This window comes from Priestia sp. TRM10 (genome assembly GCF_057808375.1).
Genome location: NZ_JBJZOT010000002.1, coordinates 113539 through 134896 on the forward strand (window position 1 = coordinate 113539; position 21358 = coordinate 134896).

Sequence of the window (21358 nt, forward strand, 5' to 3'; positions counted from 1 at the left end):
AGATGGAAGACGTTATTGACATATATGGATTATCACCTTTGCAAAAAGGAATCCTGTTTCATACCTTATACGATCAAGATGATGATCATTCTTTTTCCTACATTGTACAAGTAGGCTTCTTGCTCGGTGGTCGATTGGATATTGCTGCTTTCGAAAAGGCTTGGGAATACGTCATTCACAGACATGAAGTTCTACGTTCAGTATTTGTGTGGGAAGAAGTAGAAAAACCCCTGCAAGCCGTTTACCAACGTCTTCCTTTTACTATTCATCAAGAAGATTGGAGTGCCCAGTCTCATGAGGAGAGGGAGAAGAAATTACACCAGTTTTTGACTGAAGATCGTAGAAAAGGATTTTTATTGGACGAAGCACCGTTGATGAGAGTCACCGCGATTAAAGAAGCAGAAGAGGAAACGAGAATCATTTGGACACATCATCATATTTTGTTGGATGGATGGAGTGTGTCCTTAGTCTTTAGTGAAGTAATGGAAGTTTATCTCAAAATGATGAAGGGAGAATTGTTTAATCTTCCTAAGTCTCTTCCTTATAAAAAATATATCCAATGGATAAATAAACAAGATTACAGTCAAGCAGAAAAATTTTGGACAGAAGAATTAAAAGGATTTCATGCACCTACGCCATTAGCGATGGAAAGAAAGGACCAGGGACAGGAGAAGGGTTATGGAGAGTGTGTTGATCAGGTATCTGAGGAACTTACTGAGAATTTACAAGAGTGGGTACGAAATAGTCGGTTAACATTGAATACGTTAGTGCAGGGCGCTTGGGCCTACTTGATGAGTAGGTATAGTGGTGAAGATGACATCGTATTTGGCGTAACTAGTTCTGGACGTCCTACTGAATTGGTAGGCGCAGAGAATATGGTTGGCCTATTCATTAACACATTGCCTACCCGAATTCGAGTAACAAATGATACATCAGTAGTAGATTGGCTTCGTAAGATACAGATGAAAGAAATGGAACGAAGACAATATGAGTATAATTCGTTGGTTGATATTCAAGGGTGGAGTGAGGTGCCGCGGAATAGTTCCTTATTTCATACCTTGTATGTGTTTGAAAATTACCCCATTCAAGGTGAGCGTAATGTTGATTTAAGATTACTAGAGGTCCAAAGCGCGGAACAAACAAACTATCCTTTAACACTCATTGTAATGCCTGGTAAGGAAATTACGTTAAAGTTGATGTATGACCGCAACTATTTTAATGAAGAAACAATAAATCGGATTCAGGGTCACTTATTGCAAACATTAATTCAGATGACGAAAAGTTTAGATTCAAAGCTCTCTGAAGTCACTCATTTAACAATGGAAGAGCAGACACAGTTGCTAGAGGAATGGAATAATACTCAAGTAAAATATTCATCTGAAAATATGATTCAAACGGTATTTGAGAAGCAAGTTAAGAAAACGCCAGAAGCAATCGCGGTTATTTATGAAAATGAACAAATTACCTATAAAGAGCTGGATGAGCGCGCTAATCAGTTAGCTCACTATTTACAAAAACGTGGTGTAGGTCCAGAGTCTCTAGTTGGAGTATATATGGAACGTTCGATACAAATGATGATAGCGTTACTAGGGATTCTAAAATCAGGAGGAGCTTATGTTCCACTTGACCCCACTTATCCAGAGAGTCGGTTACGCTATATATTAGAAGATGCTAGCATCGAAGTACTAGTAACGCAAGAAAAGTTAAAAAGTCTAGGTATATCCCAACACATCGAAACAATTTGTATGAATCAAGATTGTAGTGCAATTGAAAAAGAAGAATCAACCGTATGTACAAGTAGTGTAACAGGAAAAAATTTAGCATATGTTATGTATACTTCAGGATCTACAGGGAACCCAAAGGGAGTGATGATTGAGCATCATTCAGTGATTAATTATCTTGAATGGATGCAACATCAATATCCACTTTCTGAAAAGGATGTGATCTTGCAGAAAACGCCATTCTCATTTGATGTATCTGTTTGGGAGTTATTTTGGGGTATTAGCGTAGGCGCGTGTGTCTCTTTCTTACCTCCAGGTGGAGAGAAAGATCCTTCTATTATAGCTGAAGTGATTGAAAAACATCAGGTTACTATTGTTCAATTTGTTCCTTCGATGTTATCTGTTTTCTTAGATCATTTCAATCATATTAAATTGAATTTGAAATGTTCGTCCGTGCGTCATGTATTTTCTGGTGGGGAAGAGCTAAGTTCAGGGGTGGTTAGACGATTTCAACAGCAATGGAATCAGAGCGGACAAGTAAAACTAACCAACTTTTATGGACCAACTGAAGCAACTATTTACGTAAATGCATTTGACATTCAACCTAATCAAGAATTTGTTTCTATTGGCCAGCCGATACAGAATACGCAATTGTATGTATTAGACCAAAATCAACACGTGCAATCGATAGGGATAGAGGGTGAGTTATATATTGGTGGTGCAGGTTTAGCGCGTGGATACTTAAATCGTCCTGAGCTCACTGCTGAAAAATTTGTTCCGCATCCATTTCAATTGGGAGAACGACTGTATCGAACAGGAGATTCAGTAAGATATCTAACTGATGGGAATTTAGAATTTATAGGGAGAATGGACCATCAAGTGAAAATGCGTGGTTTTCGGATTGAGCTTGGAGAAATTGAAGCGACTTTAGAAAAGTATTCGTCCATTAAAGAGGCTGTCGTATTAGTTAGAGAAGATCGCCCGGGCAACCAGCGATTGGTGGCATATGTGATAAGCGATGGAAATATCAAAAAGTGGCGAGAGTATTTACAAAATCAATTACCGAATTACATGATTCCAGCGCACCTTGTAGAGTTGGAACAGTTCCCGCTTACTCCGAATGGGAAAATCGATCGAAAAGCCTTACCAGCACCTGATGAGCAACCTATAGGGGATTTTAATGTTCTACCTCGGACGCCATCGGAAGAGCTTATTGCTTCGGTTTGGAGTCAAGTGTTAGGGGTAGAAAATATTGGTGTTCAGGACTCCTTCTTTGAACGAGGTGGGCATTCACTACTCGCTACTCAAATCGTCTCTCGATTACAAGAAGTGTTCCAGATTAAAATCCCGCTACGTGAACTTTTCACGCACGTTACAGTAGAGGCATTAGCGAAGCGATTGGATCAGTTATGGAAAGGAGAGAAAAAACGAGAGGTTCCACCACTTGTACCTATGACGCGGGGAGAATCTATTCCGCTTTCCTACGCACAGAAACGTCTATGGTTTATTGATCAATTAATGCCAAATAGTGCGATGTACAATATTCATGCAGCTTGTCGATTAACAGGGAAATGGTCAATTCAAGCATTGGAGACCGGATGGAATCAATTGTTGGAACGTCATGAATCATTACGGACGATAATTCAAGAGCAAGAGGGGGAACCGTTTCAGCAGGTTCAATCTCATGTTTTCAAACCTATCCCTCAAATGGATCTAGCAAATCTCTCTCTAGAAGATAGGGAAAGAGAAATGAAACGGCTCATTCAAAACGAAGCGGAGGAGCCATTTCATTTGAGGAAAGGTCCTTTGATTCGAACACGAATATTGAAAGTGGACAAGGAAGAATGGGTGCTTCTTTGTACGATGCATCATATTATCTCGGATGGGTGGTCAATGGGAATCTTACTTGAAGAATGGATGGCTTTTTATGAAGGAGCGATAAGCGGAAAACCAGTGGAACTGAAGGAGTTATCTGTTCAATATGCAGACTTTGTCATGTGGCAAAAAGAATGGCAAAAAGAAGAGAATTTGGATCAGCACCTTCAATATTGGAAGGAAGAATTGTCTGGAGAACTACCGGTTTTACAATTACCGATGGATCGTCCTCGACCTGCGGTGCAAACCCACCGTGGTGCAAGTCAGTTCCTGATGGTGGAGAATTCTCTACTGGAAAAGCTCAAAGATTTAAGTCTGCAAGAAGGATCCACCTTATTTATGACCTTGATGGCGGCGTATCAAAGCTTCCTATCTCGTTATACAGGACAAGACGACATCTTGGTGGGAAGCCCGATTGCAAACCGAAATGTTAAAGAGATTGAAGGATTAATAGGTTTCTTTGCAAATACGTTGGTTTATCGAGCTGATTTTAGTGGAAATCCGACGTTCCAAAAACTTTTGTCGCAGACACGAAAAAAAGCACTAAAAGCATACGAGCATCAGGACATTCCATTCGAGAAAGTAGTAGAATCCGTAAAACCTGAACGGAATACAAGTCATTCGCCGATTTTTCAAACCATGTTTACTTTACAGAATATGAAACAAGAGGTATCTCAGCTATCTGAAAGAAACATGGAGCTGATGGAAAGTCATACTTCTTTTGCTAAATTTGATTTGAGTTTATTTGCTTCGGAGACGGAAGAAGGATTATTGCTAACTTTTGAATATAATACTGATTTGTTTAATGATACAACCATTGAACGTATGGCAGCTCATTTTGAACATTGGTTATATCAAATTGTATCTCATCCAAGAGATTCACTATCAGAACTGAATATGTTATCGAAAGTAGAATATAAGCAATTACTAGAGGAATGGAATGAAACAGGGGTTGTGGATATACGTGAAAGTAAGATTCATACACTGTTTGAAGAACAAGTAGAGAAAACGCCAGAAGCAATTGCGGTAGTGTGCGAAGATGAAGAACTAACATATCGAGAATTGAACGAACGCTCGAATCAGCTGGCACATTATCTACAGAAACGGGGAGTGGGATGCGAATCATTGGTTGGGATTTGCGTTACACGTTCACTCGAGATGATTGTCGGCCTCTTAGGAATCATGAAGGCAGGAGGAGCTTATGTTCCAATTGACCCAGCGTATCCGGAAAGTCGGCTGCAGTATATTTTAGCGGATGCTCATATAAAGGTACTGGTGACACAGGAAAAGTTACAGCAAAAAATGATTTTACCTAAATCCGTTGACATGATTTGCATTGATCGTGACCGAGCAGAAATTGAACAGGAAGTAACGACGGTGTGTATGAGTGAAGTGACAAGTTATAACTTAGCTTATATTATCTATACCTCAGGGTCCACTGGAAATCCTAAGGGAGTGATGATTGAGCACCGGAATACAGTAACAATGATTCATTGGGCGCATCAAACTTATTCCAGAAAGGATTTAGCAGGAGTGTTAGCTTCAACTTCGCTATCCTTTGATTTGTCAGTCTTTGAAGTGTTTGTTCCCTTAACAATGGGTGGCAAGGTGATTGTTGCTGAAAATGCTCTTCACCTAGATAAGCTGTCTACCAAGGGAGTAACTTTGGTCAACACTGTACCAGCAGCAGCAAAAGAGTTGGTTCGAGCAAATGCAATCCCTTCTTCGGTAAAGGTGATGAATTTAGCTGGAGAGCCATTGCCGCACTCACTTGTCCAAGACTTATATGAGAGAAGTACGATTGAGAAGGTGTACAACCTATACGGTCCATCCGAAGATACTACGTATTCCACATATATGGAATTAGAAAAGGGTGTCATGCACAGGATACCACCAATTGGTAAGCCCGTCTTCAATACAGAAGTATATATACTGAGCGCGAACCAGAAAATGGTTCCAATTGGTGTAATCGGTGAGCTTTACATTGGGGGAGCAGGATTAGCACGTGGATACTTAAATCACCCTGACTTAACAAACGAGCGTTTTATTCCGCATCCGTTTAAAGGAGAAGAGCGAGTATACCGGACTGGAGATCTTGTCAGGTATCTGCCGGACGGAAATTTGGAGTATTTCGGTCGAATCGATCATCAGGTGAAAATCCGTGGGTTCCGGATTGAACTAGGGGAAATTGAAGCAACCTTACAAAATCATACATTGATTAACGAAGCTATTGTGATGGTGCGTGAAGATTATCCTGGTGATCCGCGTTTGGTTGCCTATGTAGTGGGAGATGGAGATGTTCATACGTGGCGTAGTTATCTCAAGATCCAGTTACCAAATTATATGGTTCCAGATCATTTTGTCAGATTGAATGCATTTCCACTCACCCCCAATGGAAAAATTGATAGAAAAGCATTACCTGTACCAGAGTGTAAGGAAATAGCGAGTGGTTATATTGCTCCTCGTACACCTACGGAAAAAACCATCGTTTCAATATGGCATCAAGTTTTAGGTATAGAAAATATCGGAATTCAGGATTCATTTTTTGAAATCGGTGGCCATTCATTACTTGCTACACAGGCTGTTTCCAGTCTTAAAGAAGTCTTTGGAATTGATTTACCATTGCATGATGTATTTACGTATCATACGGTGCAGGAATTGGCAGAACGGATTGATCAATTGCTCTGTAGCGGAAATAAAGAAATGCAGAATGATAGTAAGGAGAATGTAAGTTTTCAAGACTATATTCAAAAAGAAGCAGAAGTGAGTAATGATGAAGAATTACTTGAACTTCTTAAGCAATTGGAAGAGTTATCGGAGGAAGAAGCGCAAGGTATATTCGAGAGTAATTTGGTTGAGAAAGGGGTAAAAAATGAGAAGTGATTTACTTGCAAAGCTGAGTTCACTTTCTCCTGAGAAGAGAGCTTGGCTTCAGGAGCAGATGCAAAAAAAGGGGAATAAAGAAGCGCTTCCGTTGTCTTATGCACAACAACGTTTGTGGTTTATGGATAGATTTAACCCCAACAGTTCATTATATAATATCCCGACAGTATGGCGTCTAAAGGGAACCTGGATACCTGAAGCTTTGGAAAAGGGATTCAATCGACTGATTGAACGTCATGAATCGTTACGTACCGTTTTTAAGGAAGTAGGAGAGCAACCTGTCCAACATATTGTCGAATTCCTTCCTAGAACATTACCTGTGAGGGATTACTCTCATCTTCCTCTAGAAGTAAAAGAAAAAGAGATAGATAGTTTAATTGCCAGAGAAGCGCAAGAACCATTTGATTTAATGAATGGCCCTTTAATTCGTAATCAGCTTGTTCAATTAGGAAAGGATGAATGGTTATTGCTGTGTACCATGCATCATATTATTTCTGATGCGTGGTCTATCGGTATATTAATGGATGAATTACTTGCTTTCTATGAGGAAGAAATGAGCGGAAACCCTGCTAGATTAAGTTCACTATCAGTTCAATATACAGACTTTGCGAAGTGGCAAAAGAAGTGGTTACAGGGTGATGTGCTAAATCATCAACTCACGTATTGGAAGGAAGAATTGTCTGGGGAGCTTCCCATACTACAACTGCCAGTGGACCGCCCTCGACCGGTTACGCAAACGTACGCTGGAGACACCTATCACGTGGTTTTTCCTCATAAATTACTCAGTCAATTGAAGGATATAAGTCGCCAAGAAGGGGCTACCTTATTTATGACTTTAATGGCTGCATATCAGAGCTTTCTTGCTCGTTATACAGGGCAAAAAGATATTCTCGTCGGAAGTCCGATTGCGAATCGGAATCATAAGGGAGTAGAAGAATTAATCGGTTTCTTTGTTAATACGTTGGTTTATCGAGCGGATTTGAGTGGAACGCCTACTTTTCGAGAGATTTTGTTTCAAACAAAGAAAAAGGCGTTAAAAGCGTATGAATATCAAGATGTACCGTTTGAAAAAGTGGTAGAAGCTGTGCAACCCGAACGAAGTATGAGTCATTCTCCTGTCTTCCAGACCATGTTTACACTACAGAATATAAAACCAGAACGACTAGAGTTGTCTGGTAGAAGCTTAGAAATGATAGAAAGTAATATTTCTATTGCGAAATTTGATTTGAGTTTAACTGCTTACGAAGTGGAAGAAGGTCTATTTGTCTCTTTTGAATACAATACAGATTTATTTGATAGTAGTACCATTGCACGTATGGCAGGGCATTTTGAGAACTGGTTAAATGAAATTGCGTATCATCCAGATGAATCATTTACAAAGCTGTCAATATTATCGGACACAGAGCAGAAACGGCTCTTAGAAGAATGGAATGACACTGAGGTAGCTTATGGACATGAGAGCATGATTCATGAACTGTTTGAACAGCAAGTTGCACGTACACCTCAAGCGGTGGCGGTAGTTTATGAAGGTGGACAGCTAACGTATCAAGAACTCAATGAAAAAGCGAACCAATTGGCGCATTATTTACAAAAGCGAGGCATAGGACCTGAGTCATTGGTCGGTATATGTGTTGAACGTTCACCTGATATGATTATTGGTCTCTATGGAATTCTTAAAGCGGGTGGGGCTTATGTCCCGCTGGACCCAAGTTATCCTGAAAACCGCCTGAAATACATTTTAGAGAACTCGCAAATTCAAGTGATTTTAACAAAAGAAGCACTACAGGACTGGTTACCTGAAGATATCCAAGCAATTTGTTTAGACCGTGATCAAGCAACGATTTCTAAAGAGAGTAATTTGGCTCCAGCGAGTGGAGTAACAGCAAATAACTTAGCGTATATCATATACACTTCGGGTTCGACGGGGAATCCAAAGGGAGTTATGATTGAACACCACTCGGTTATCAACCGACTACAGTGGATGCAAAAAAAATATCCATTATCTGAGGAGGATGCAATCCTACAAAAAACGCCGTTTTCGTTTGATGTTTCTGTCTGGGAATTATTTTGGTGGTCATTTGTAGGAGCACGTGTTTGTTTACTTCCACCTGGGGGTGAGAAAGATCCTGCGATGATTGAGAAGTATATCGAACGATATCGTGTGACCACGATGCACTTTGTTCCGTCGATGTTATCCACTTTCTTGGATTATATGGAACAATCTAAATCGAAAAAGAATGTATCATCTTTAAGTCAGGTTTTTACTAGTGGAGAAGAGTTAAACATTGAACAGGTTCGCCGGTTTAAGGGGGTATTTTACGATGTTCAGAAAACGAAGTTAAGCAACTTGTACGGCCCTACCGAAGCGACTGTGGATGTCACTTATTATGAATGTGATTTAGAAAAAGAACCAATGCTTATTCCAATTGGTCGTCCGATTGATAATACAAAATTGTATGTGTTGGATCAAAATCAACAGGTGGTACCGATTGGTGTGGCGGGGGAACTTTACCTTGGTGGAGTAGGCTTGGCACGTGGCTACTTCAATCGATCAGAGTTAACTGCCGAACGTTTTATTCCGCATCCATTTAAGGAAGGGGAACGACTCTATCGAACGGGTGACCTGGTGAGATATCTGAATAATCGTAACTTAGAGTATATCGGAAGAATAGATAACCAAGTGAAAATCAGAGGCTTCCGAATTGAGTTGGGAGAAATTGAAGCGGCCTTACATGATCACTCATCTGTAAAAGAGGCTATCGTGTTGGTGAAGGAAGATCGTCCAGGAGACAAGCAGTTAGTAGCTTATGTAGTAGGTGAAGGGGACGCTGGAGAGTGGCGTGAGTATCTCAAGAAGCAACTGCCGCATTATATGGTTCCGGCATACTTTTTCAAAATTGAAGCGATGCCACTCACTCCAAATGGTAAGGTTGATCGGAAAGCCTTACTGGAAATGGAAGCACAGTTCATAAGTGAAAATATTACTTCACCACGAACACCAGTGGAAGAGCTCATCGTTTCCGTATGGAGTCAAGTACTAGGGATAGGAAATATTAGTGTTCAGGATTCTTTCTTCGAACTTGGTGGTCATTCATTACTTGCTACTCAAGTAGTTTCACGCTTACAAGAAATTTTCCAAATCGAATTACCGGTACGTGAACTGTTTGAGTATTCAACGGTGGAGGCGCTGGCAAAGCGATTAGATCAGTTGTGCAAGGGAGACAAAAAAAGAGAGATTCCCCCACTGATTCCGATGGAACGAGGGGAAGCAATTCCGCTTTCTTATGCCCAACAGCGCTTATGGTTTATCGATCAATTTACGCCTAACAGTGCACTTTACAATATGCCGATGGTATGCCGTCTTACAGGAAATTGGGTACCCCAAGCATTGGAAACGGGATGGAATCAGCTGATAGAGCGACATGAATCATTGCGGACGGTCTTTCATGAAGTGAACGGTCATCCTGTGCAGCAGATTCAACCGTATGCTTTCCGCTCCCTCCAACAAATGGATTTAACTATGCTTTCTCCAGAAGACCTAGAAGCAGAAGTTAAACGTTTGACTCAGCAAGAAACAGAAGTGCCATTTGATTTAGGGGAGGGTCCACTGATCCGGGCAAATATTTTGCAAGTGGGAGAGGAAGAATGGATTCTTCTTTGTACTCTGCATCATATCATTTCGGATGGATGGTCCATAGGAGTTCTACTTAAAGAGTGGATGGCCTTCTATGAGAAAGCCACGGATGAGAAGGTAGCAGAACTTGGACCATTACCAGTTCAATATGCCGACTTTGCTCAGTGGCAAAAGGGATGGTTGAAGGAAGAAGTGCTTGAGCAACAACTCCAATATTGGAAGGAAGAATTGTCTGGGGAGCTTCCTGTGCTTCAACTGCCTAGGGATCGTCCTCGTCCCGCAATACAAACCCATCGTGGTTCGACATACACTGTGTTGCTGCCAAGTACGCTTCGTGACAAACTGAACGAATTTAGTCGTCAAGAAGGGTCGACACTCTTCATGACCCTGTTGGCTGCTTATCAAAGTTTTCTATCTCGCTATACAGGACAGGAAGATATTCTCGTTGGAAGTCCGATTGCAAATCGAAATTACAGAGAGATAGAAGGATTAATTGGTTTCTTCGTCAACACGTTGGTATACCGAGCTAATCTGAGTGGCGAACCGACATTCCAAGATATCTTATCTCAGGTTCGTCAAAAGGCATTGAAGGCGTATGAATATCAAGATATTCCTTTTGAAAAAATTGTAGAAGTTGTACAACCAGAGAGGAGTACAAGTCATTCTCCAATTTTTCAGACCATGTTCATCTTGCAAAATATGAAACAAGAGTTTCCGGTGTTGTCTGGTAGAAGTATTGAAATGATAGAAAGCCATAATCCAATCGCAAAGTTTGATTTAAGTGTAATAGTAGCTGAGACGGAAGAAGGATTAATTTTTACTTTTGAATACAATAAGGATTTATTCAATGTTACAACCATTGAACGGATGGCAGGACATTTTGAGAAATGGTTACACGAAGTTTCTCATCACCCACAAAAACCGTTGAATAGTCTGAGTATGCTATCTGAATCTGAGCGTGCTTTGTTATTAGAAACATGGAATGACACTGCAATAGAAATGTCACATCAGGGCCTTATTTGCGACAGATTCGAGGAACAAGTAGCAAGGCGTCCTGATGCGATTGCAGTAGTTGATCAAACGAGAGAGTGGACTTACAGTGAACTGGATACAAGAGCAAATCAGTTGGCAAATGCTTTACAGAAAAAAGGAGTTACTCCCGAATCAGTTGTGGGCGTTTACCTTCCAAGGTCAGCTGAGCTCATGGTAAGTTTACTCGGCATATTAAAAGCTGGTGGGGCTTATGTCGTCTTAGATCCGTTGTATCCAAAATCAAGGTTACAATACATGATTGAAGATGCAGGAATTCAAATCGTGGTGACGACGGCAGGGCAAAAAAGTCTTTCTGAACAGGTCGAAACGGTGAGGTTAGAAGAAATAACAGAGGAAAGTGTAATAGCGCCGAAGCGCCAGATAAATCCAGAGCACTTAGCTTATATTGTCTACACCTCTGGTTCTACTGGAAAGCCAAAGGGTGTCATGATTGAATATCGCGCATTAATGAATATGGTCTCTTGGCATCAAGAAGTTTATCAAATTACAGCAGAGGATCGGGCGACTCAGATTGCGGGGATTGCTTTTGATTCGGCTGTTCAGGAGATTTGGCCGTATCTTACTGCTGGTGCAGCACTCTACCTGTCAACGGAGGAGTTGAGAGTCAATCCAGAGGCGCTACGAGATTGGCTCATTGATTCGAGGATTACGGCTAGTTTTGCACCTACACCTATTCTAGAGAGACTCTTGAAATTATCTTGGCCAGAAAAGATTGATCTTCGTTTTATCATTACGGGGGGAGATCAATTAACACAGTATCCATCTGAACAAATTCCCTTTGCGGTAATTAATCAGTATGGTCCATCAGAAAATACCGTTGTTACCACGGATTGTTATGTACCTGTAGGAATGACAGCAGGTATGCCATCGATTGGTCGACCGATTGCGAATACAGAAGTTTATGTGTTAGATTCTCAACTTCAGCTGGTACCAATTGGTGTGATTGGAGATCTTTATATCGGAGGAAAGAGTCTTGCTCGCGGATATGCCAATCGTCCAGATCTCACAAAGGAAAAATTTATTTCAAATCCATTCAAGTCCGGGGAACGCCTCTATTACACCGGAGACAAAGCAAGTTATCTTCCTGATGGTGCTCTCCAGTTCCATGGTCGTATAGATGATCAAGTGAAGATTCGTGGTTTCCGGATTGAATTGGGAGAAATTGAAGCAACTTTACAGGCGCATTCGTCTGTGAAAGAAGCTGTTGTATTGGTACGAGAGGATGATCCAGGTGACAAGCGATTAGTAGCGTATGTAGTTGGGGAAAGAAGTGTTCATGAATGGCGAAAACATCTACAAACACATTTACCAAACTATATGGTTCCAGCAAACTTTGTTGAGATGGCATTTTTACCACTTACACCAAATGGAAAACTTGATTTGAAGGCATTGCCTATACCTGGTGAACTATCTACTGAAAATAATGTATACCCAAGAAATCACATGGAAGAACTTATTGCTTCCGTATGGAGTCAAGTGCTAGGGATAGGAAATATTAGTGTTCAGGATTCTTTCTTCGAACTTGGTGGTCATTCATTACTTGCTACTCAAGTAGTTTCACGCTTACAAGAAATTTTCCAAATCGAATTACCGGTACGTGAACTGTTTGAGTATTCAACGGTGGAGGCGCTGGCAAAGCGATTAGATCAGTTGTGCAAGGGAGACAAAAAAAGAGAGATTCCCCCACTGATTCCGATGGAACGAGGGGAAGCAATTCCGCTTTCTTATGCCCAACAGCGCTTATGGTTTATCGATCAATTTACGCCTAACAGTGCACTTTACAATATGCCGATGGTATGCCGACTTACAGGAAATTGGGTACCCCAAGCATTGGAAAAGGGATGGAATCAGCTGATAGAGCGTCATGAATCATTGCGGACGGTTTTTCATGAAGTGAACGGTCATCCTGTGCAGCAGATTCAACCCTATGCTTTCCGTTCCCTCCCACAAATGGATTTAACTAAGCTTTCTCCAGAAGAGCAAGAAAGAGAAGTGAAGCAATGGATTCAAACTGAAGTCGAAGCTCCATTTGACTTAGAACAGGGGCCGGTATTCCGTGGGCAAATCGTGAAAATCTCAGAAGAAGAATGGATTCTCCTTTGTAACATGCATCATATTATCTCGGATGGATGGTCGATGGAAATCTTGCTCCAAGAATGGATGGCATTTTATGAGGAGGCAGTTGGCGGAAAATCAACAGAGCTCGCACCATTACCAGTTCAATATGCCGATTTTGCTCAATGGCAAAGGGAATGGTTGAAAGAGGAAGTACTAAATCAACAGCTTGCATATTGGAAGGAAGAGCTGTCTGGTGAGTTACCGGTCTTAATGTTGCCGATGGATCGTCCTCGTCCTGCGATACAGACTCATCATGGATTAACACACACTGTGTTGTTGTCACGCTCATTACTGGACAAACTTAACGAACTTAGTCGTCAAGAAGGGGTAACGCTTTTTATGACCCTATTAGCATCGTATCAAAGCTTCCTTGCTCGATATACAGGACAATCGGATATTCTTGTTGGAAGCCCGATTGCAAATCGAAATTATAGAGAGGTTGAAGGATTGATCGGTTTCTTTGTCAATACGTTGGTTTATCGAGCTGATTTGAGTGGCGCACCGGCATTTCAAGAGTTGTTGTCTCAAGTACGGAAAAAAGCCTTGAAGGCATATGAGTACCAAGATGTTCCGTTTGAAAAAATTGTAGAAGTTATCCAACCTGAGCGAAGTACAAGTCATTCTCCGATTTTCCAAACCATGTTTACCTTACAAAATACGAGACAAGAGTTGCCAGAGTTTCATGGACGGAGTATTAAAGCAATGGAGAGTTACGCTTCAATCGCTAAGTTTGATTTGAGTTTAAGTGCCGCAGAAGTAGAAGAGGGTTTATTGCTTTCTTTTGTTTATAAGACTGATTTGTTTGACAGTGGAACTATCAAATGCATGGCTGATCATTTTGAAAACTGGTTGAATGTAATTGTGGAACATCCTGATAAATCATTAGCGAAGTTGCCGATGTTATCGGAATTGGAGCAGCAACAACTTGAAGAGTGGAATGATACTGCTATAACGTATCCCCGTGAGAGTGTGATTTATAAATTGTTTGAAGAGCAGGTGAATCGTACACCTGATACGGTGGCAGTGGTAGATGAAAATCAGCAGCTGACCTATCGAGAGTTGAATGAAAAAGCAAACCAGTTGGCCCATTATCTTCAAAAATGTGGGATTGGAGCAGAATCATTGGTCGGGCTCTGCTTCCAGCGTTCAGTTGAGATGGTTGTTGGTCTCATGGGAATCTGGAAGGCTGGGGCAGCCTATGTTCCATTAGATCCATCCTATCCAGAAAGTCGCCTACGATATATTCTGGATGACACAGGAATCCAAGTATTAGTTACGAACGAGGCATTAGAAGGTTGGATACCTAAAGAAGTCACAGCAGTTTGTTTGGATAGGGATCAAGAAATGATTTCGCAAGAAAGCAAACTGTCACCAGTATGCGAGGTAACAGGAGAAAACCTAGCGTATGTTATCTATACTTCTGGTTCGACAGGGAATCCCAAAGGGGCTTTAGTGCAGCACCATTCTGTAATAAACCTGTCGTATGGTTTAAAGAAAGAAGTTTTCTCGCATGAGATACCTGCTAACATGCGTGTTGGTTTAAATGCTTCCATTGCCTTTGATGTATCTATTCAACAATTACAAATGCTGTTGTATGGTTCGAGTTTGTATATTATTCCGAACGAAGTTCGCAGTGATCCTCAACAGTTCATAGCATATATTCGGGAGAACAAATTGGAAATGTTCGATATAACACCGTCATTACTCCAATTACTCCTCGATAGTGGGTTGTTAGAAACAAATGATAGTGTTCATGTTCCAAGCAAGGTATTGATTGGTGGAGAAGCAATCATGCCGTCATTATGGGAACAACTAGTAGGGGATGACAAAATTGATTTTTATAACGTATATGGCCCTACAGAATGTACTGTTGATGCGACATGCTATCATATTAAAAAAGATAGCATGAGAGTTACCATCGGGCGTCCGTTACCGAATGTTCAAACTTATGTATTAGATAGGAATTGGTTGCCAGTTCCAGTTGGTGTGATGGGTGAACTTTATATCGGTGGAGCAGGTCTAGCGAAGGGATACTTGAAACGTCCAGAGTTAACGTCCGAACGATTTATTCGTCATCCATTCAAAGAAGGAGAGAGATTATATCGGACGGGAGACCTCGTGAGATATCTTCCTGATGGTAATTTAGACTATCTAGGAAGAATGGATAATCAAGTGAAAATTCGAGGATTTCGGATTGAACTTGGAGAAATTGAGGCTACCTTACAAGAGGACTTCTTGGTAAAAGAAGCAGTTGTGATGGTTATGGAAAACCACCCGGGAGATAAGAGGCTGGTAGCTTATGTAGTGGGAGAAGGGAGTAAGGAGGAATGGCGTGAGTATCTCAAAACAAAAATGCCAACCCATATGATTCCTTCCTACTTTGTCGAAATGGAAGAGTTACCATTGACCATAAATGGAAAGATTGATCGGAAATCTTTGCCTATACCAGATTATCAAGGGACACAAGAAGGTTATGTGGCTCCAAGAAATGAACGTGAACAAATACTTTCTGTAATTTGGGAACGTGTGCTGGGTTTAAAACGTATTGGCATTCATGACAACTTTTTTGAAATCGGTGGAGATTCAATTCTCAGCATTCAGATTGTCTCTCGTGTGAAGCAAGCAGGTTTACAGTTGACTCCAAAACAAATATTTGAACACCAAACGATTGCCGAGCTGGCGCAAGTAGTCAAAGAAGAACAGGGGGTACAAGCCGAACAGGGAATTGTAACTGGAGATATGATTCTTACACCTATTCAGCAAAGTTTTTTTGCACAAAATCATTCTAACCCACATCATTGGAATCAATCCATGTTCTTTAGAACAAAAGAGCGACTGGACATAGTATCACTAGAGAAGTCAGTGCGTAACCTTCTGCTTCATCATGATGCCCTGCGTTTAAGATATGAATGTTTACCTGATGGAGCTTGGAAACAGTGGAATGAAGGAATAGAAGAACAATCGACGCTGACTGTGATTTCATTAGAGGAAGTACCGCAAGCAGATTGGTATCAAGTGGTTCAAAAAGAGATTAATGTTGCACAAGAAAGTTTGAATTTACATGCCGGTCCGTTAATGAGAATGGTATATTTTGATGAAGGTGAGAAGAAGACTGGCCGATTATTTTGGTCAATCCATCACTTAGCAGTAGATGGTGTTTCTTGGCGGATTTTATTGGAAGATCTGCAAACCGCATATACTCAAGCAATTCAGGAACAGAAAATTCAATTACCTATGAAGAGTACATCCTTTAAAGTGTGGGCGGAGAAATTACATCATTACGCTGAATCTAGAATATCGCAAGAAGCGCTTGATTACTGGGAACAGCAGTCCAAACAAGAAGTAGTTATGCCACCAGTGGATGTTACTGTTAATGATTCAATAAACGAAGTAACTGAGGAAATTACCGTGGTACTAGATGAAAAAGAGACCCGTACGTTATTGCAAGAGGTTTTAAGCACTCATCGTGCCCAAATTAATGAAGTACTATTAGCAGCATTGGTACAAGCTACGACAGTATGGACAGGAAAGCCGATACTGACCGTGGATTTAGAGGGGCATGGTCGAGAAGAAATTATTGAAGACATTGACCTATCGAGAACCGTGGGATGGTTTACAAGTATTTATCCTGTTCACTTAAATATTACCGGTGCCGACACGCCAATTGCAGCATTAAAAGCAGTTAAAGAACAAGTGCGCAAAATTCCTAATAGGGGCGTTGACTATGGGATTTTGCGGTACCTGAACGCAACAATGTGCGAGAAATTGGGATCTCAACGTACACCGTTCATTAGTTTTAACTATCTTGGACAATTTGACCAAATGTTTTCTGACGATGCAATGTTTGTTCCAGAGAATGGATTTAAGCGTTTAGATCATGCTTCTGGGTCCAAGCGATCGCATTTAATTGATTTAATTGGAATTGTAAAGGATGGAAAACTTCAGTTCACTTGGGTGTACAATGTTGGACAATTTGCGAAATCAACTATTCAAAGGATTGCAGAGAATATGCTCCATCAACTGAGAAGATTGATTCAATCTTCGGATAGAGAATCTGCACTGACCGTTTCGGATTTTGCGATGGCTAATCTTAACCAAGTAGGTTTGACAAAAGTACTATCCAAGATGAATCGTGGAAAGAATTATCCGATTACCGATTTATATCCACTATCACCTTTGCAAGAAGGTATGATTTTTCATACATTGCATGACCAAGGGGATGAACATGTAGCGCCGTATATAGTGCAATTAAGTTTCATGATTAGAGGGGAATTGGATATTCCTACCTTCGAGCAGGCGTGGAAATTGGTGATTCAGCAGCATGAGATTTTTCGTTCAGCATTTGTTTGGGATGAAATTGAAGAGCCTTTACAAGTGGTGTATGACAACATTCCATTTAAGGTGAATGAAGAAGACTGGCGTACGCTGACTGCTGAAGAAAAAGAGGCGAAAAGAAAAGTCTTTTTGGCATTAGATAGAAAACAAGCCTTTCTTTTTGATAAAGCGCCATTGATGCGGGTGACTGTCATTAAAGAGGGTGAGGAAGAATATCGGGTCGTTTGGACACATCACCATATTCTGTTGGATGGATGGAGCCTACCGCTGGTCTTTACCGAATTGCTTAAAGTGTATCAGAAGAGAATGAATGGAGAAGCTGTGAATTTACCTAAGTCATTGCCATACAAGAAATATATTCAATGGTTAAGAGAACAGAATCAGGATCAGGCGGAACAATTCTGGAGAAAGAAACTTAAAGGTTTTACAGCGCCAACCCCGCTGGGCTTAGAAAGTAAAGAGCAAGAAAAAGGTTACACAGAGAAGGTTACTCATTTATCAGAAGAGCAGACCCAAGCTTTACAAAGCTGGGCGAAGCGCAATAAGCTCACTTTGAGTACGATAATTCAAGGCGCGTGGGCGTATCTCATGAGCCGGTATAGTGGAGGAAATGACATTGTATTTGGTGTAACTAGCTCAGGGCGCCCTACGGAGATTATTGATGTTGAAAACATCGTAGGCCCTTTTATTAACACATCACCGACGCGAATTCAGTTGATAGATGATATAAAAGTAAGGGATTGGTTGCAAAAGATACAAGAGGAAGAGATAGAAAGAAGACAATATGAGTATGCTTCTTTGACAGAGATTCAGGGATGGAGTGAAGTTCCTAGAGGAACACCGCTGTTCAATAGTTTGTATGTGTTTGAAAACTATCCAGTGAAAGAGGAGTCTTCAGGAAATCTAGAAATTGGCGAGTTGGAAGGAGTAGAGCAAACCCACTATCCATTAGGGTTGGCTGTTGTTCCAGGAAGCCAGTTATCATTAAAGTTAATGTATGATCGTAGCAAATTTAATAGATCAACCATTAAACGGATGCTGGTGCATTTACGCCAAGTGTTAAAGCAAATGATTGAAAACGTTGATCAAACTCTGTCGGAGCTAGTGTATGTTACGGAAACAGAACAGAAGCAACTGTTAGAACAATGGAATGATAATGCTATATCATATCCACGTGAGAGTGTGATTCATAAATTGTTTGAAGAGCAGGTGAATCGTACACCTGATACGGTGGCAGTGGTAGATGAAAATCAGCAGCTGACCTATCGAGAGTTGAATGAAAAAGCAAACCAGTTGGCCCATTATCTTCAAAAATGCGGGATTGGGGCAGAATCATTGGTCGGGCTCTGCTTCCAGCGTTCAGTTGAGATGGTTGTTGGTCTCATGGGAATCTGGAAGGCTGGGGCAGCCTATGTTCCATTAGATCCATCCTATCCAGAAAGTCGCCTACGATATATTCTGGATGACACAGGAATCCAAGTATTAGTTACGAACGAGGCATTAGAAGATTGGATACCTAAAGAAGTCACAGCAGTTTGTTTGGATAGGGATCAAGAAATGATTTCGCAAGAAAGCAAACTGTCACCAGTATGTGAGGTAACAGGAGAAAACCTAGCGTATGTTATCTATACTTCTGGTTCGACAGGGAATCCCAAAGGGACTTTAGTGCAGCACCATTCTGTAATAAACCTGTCGTATGGTTTAAAGAAAGAAGTTTTCTCGCATGAGATACCTGCTAACATGCGTGTTGGTTTAAATGCTTCCATTGCCTTTGATGTATCTATTCAACAATTACAAATGCTGTTGTATGGTTCAAGTTTGTATATTATTCCGAACGAAGTTCGCAGTGATCCTCAGCAGTTCTTATCTTATATTCGGGAAAATAAGTTGGAAATGTTTGATATAACACCTTCAGTGCTCCAATTACTCATAGATGAGGGGCTGTTAGAAACAAATGATGGTATTCATGTTCCAAGTAAGGTACTATTCGGTGGCGAAGCGATTATACCCTCACTGTGGGAACGATTAGTAGCAGTCGATAAGATTCATTTTTATAACATGTATGGTCCTACAGAATGTACTGTTAATGCGACATGCTATCATATTAAAAAAGATAGTAAGAGGGTGACAATTGGGCGTCCGTTACCGAACGTTCAAGTCTATGTATTAGATAGAAATTTGCTACCTGTTCCAATTGGTGTAACGGGTGAGCTCTATATTGGTGGTGCAGGCGTAGCGAGAGGATACTTGAATCGCCCAGAGTTAACAGCTGAACGATTTATTCGTCATCCATTTAATGAAGGAGAACGATTATATCGGACGGGAGATTTGGTTCGCTATTTAACTGATGGCCATTTAGATTATTTGGGAAGAATCGATAATCAAGTGAAAATTCGAGGCTTTCGGATTGAACTTGAAGAGGTTGAAGCGAATTTAGAAAGTCATCCATCGGTGAAAGAAGCAGTAGTCTTGGTAAAAGAGGATAAACTAGGAGAGAAGAGATTGATCGCCTATTTAGTTGGAGAGGGAAGTATGCATGAATGGCGTGAACATCTTAAGACACAAGTACCGAATTATATGGTTCCTGCACACTTTATTGAGATAGACGCGATTCCGCTCACAACGAATGGAAAGGTTGATCGAAAAGCATTGAACAGCTTAACCATTCAAAGAGAAAATAACTTCTCTACACCAATTATACCAAGGGATGAAATTGAGTATCAGCTGATTAAAATCTGGCAGGATCTGCTACAGATAGAAGATGTCTATGTAAATGATGATTTCTTTAATAGAGGGGGGCATTCTCTTCTTGTAATCAAATTGATTTCAAAGATTAGAGAGACGTTTGGAAAAGAGATTAAGGTGTCCACACTGATTAAGAATCCAACAGTGGAAGGAATTGCCTGCCTAATTCGTGACAAGCATGATATGACAAAATCTTTATTGACTCTGGTTCCCCTACAAGAATCAGAGAAAAAGCCTTTCTTCTGTGTTCATCCGTTTATGGGGAATGTATTCTGTTACATTCAACTAGCAAGGTTACTCAAGAACCACTGCTCATTTTATGGTCTACAGAATCCTCTCGTAGAGAAAAGACAAATGGATGGGTTGACTTTGTCGGAAGTAGTTCAACTCTACATAGAGGAAGTAAAGCGCGTTCAGCCAGAAGGACCATATCGTCTAGGAGGATGGTCTTTGGGTGGCGCCATTGCCTATAAAATCGCAACTGTACTAAGGAATCAAGGAGAAGAAGTTGAGTTGTTGGTACTTATGGATACTAAGGTGCCTTCAGAACAGGATTACAAAACAAAGGAAGATGTGATCTCTTATATAACTAAGCATTTCATTCACTTTGATCAAGTAGAACAGGGAGAAGAACTTGTTCATCAACAGGATATACTTGTTGATCGGTTAATTGGGGAAGGAGTGCTCCCACCCGATGCAGATTTTACGAGTTTAAAACAAATTGCCAATGCTCATAGGAAATGTCTAAATTTAATGGCAGAGGATGTTTTAACGCCATATTCTGGGGAAGTAATCTACTTTAGTGCTGAAGAAGGTATAGAGTTGTTTTCGGATTGGCAGCCTTTACTACTGGGGAAAGTGAATAAGTATTTGATTCCTGGATCGCACGAAGAAATAGTCTTTTCCCCAGCTGTGGAAAAGGTATCTAAATATCTCGTAAATAAATTAGAAGGGATAAAGGGAGTTGACTTTTTGTTAGCTCGAAAGTAGAGAA

2 protein-coding genes are annotated in these 21358 nt (G+C 40.7%); both read left to right on the forward strand.

Going from position 1 to position 21358, the window contains the following annotated elements; genetic code table 11:
- Nucleotides 1-2: 2 nt before the first annotated feature.
- On the forward strand, nt 3-6479 hold the full coding sequence (locus ACK3CR_RS00660) for an amino acid adenylation domain-containing protein (protein ID WP_488974550.1): 6477 nt from the start codon (nt 3-5) through the stop codon (nt 6477-6479).
- Nucleotides 6469-21354 (forward strand): non-ribosomal peptide synthetase, encoded by a 14886-nt coding sequence (locus tag ACK3CR_RS00665; RefSeq protein ID WP_488974551.1) that lies wholly within the window; start codon nt 6469-6471, stop codon nt 21352-21354. The genes ACK3CR_RS00660 and ACK3CR_RS00665 overlap by 11 nt, the downstream gene beginning before the upstream one ends.
- Nucleotides 21355-21358 lie beyond the last annotated feature (4 nt).

Bases quoted from the DNA above. Each gene is read 5' to 3' on its own strand.
- ACK3CR_RS00660 (WP_488974550.1), top strand. From the start codon at position 3: ATGGAAGACGTTATTGACATATATGGATTATCACCTTTGCAAAAAGGA.
- ACK3CR_RS00665 (WP_488974551.1), top strand. From the start codon at position 6,469: ATGAGAAGTGATTTACTTGCAAAGCTGAGTTCACTTTCTCCTGAGAAG.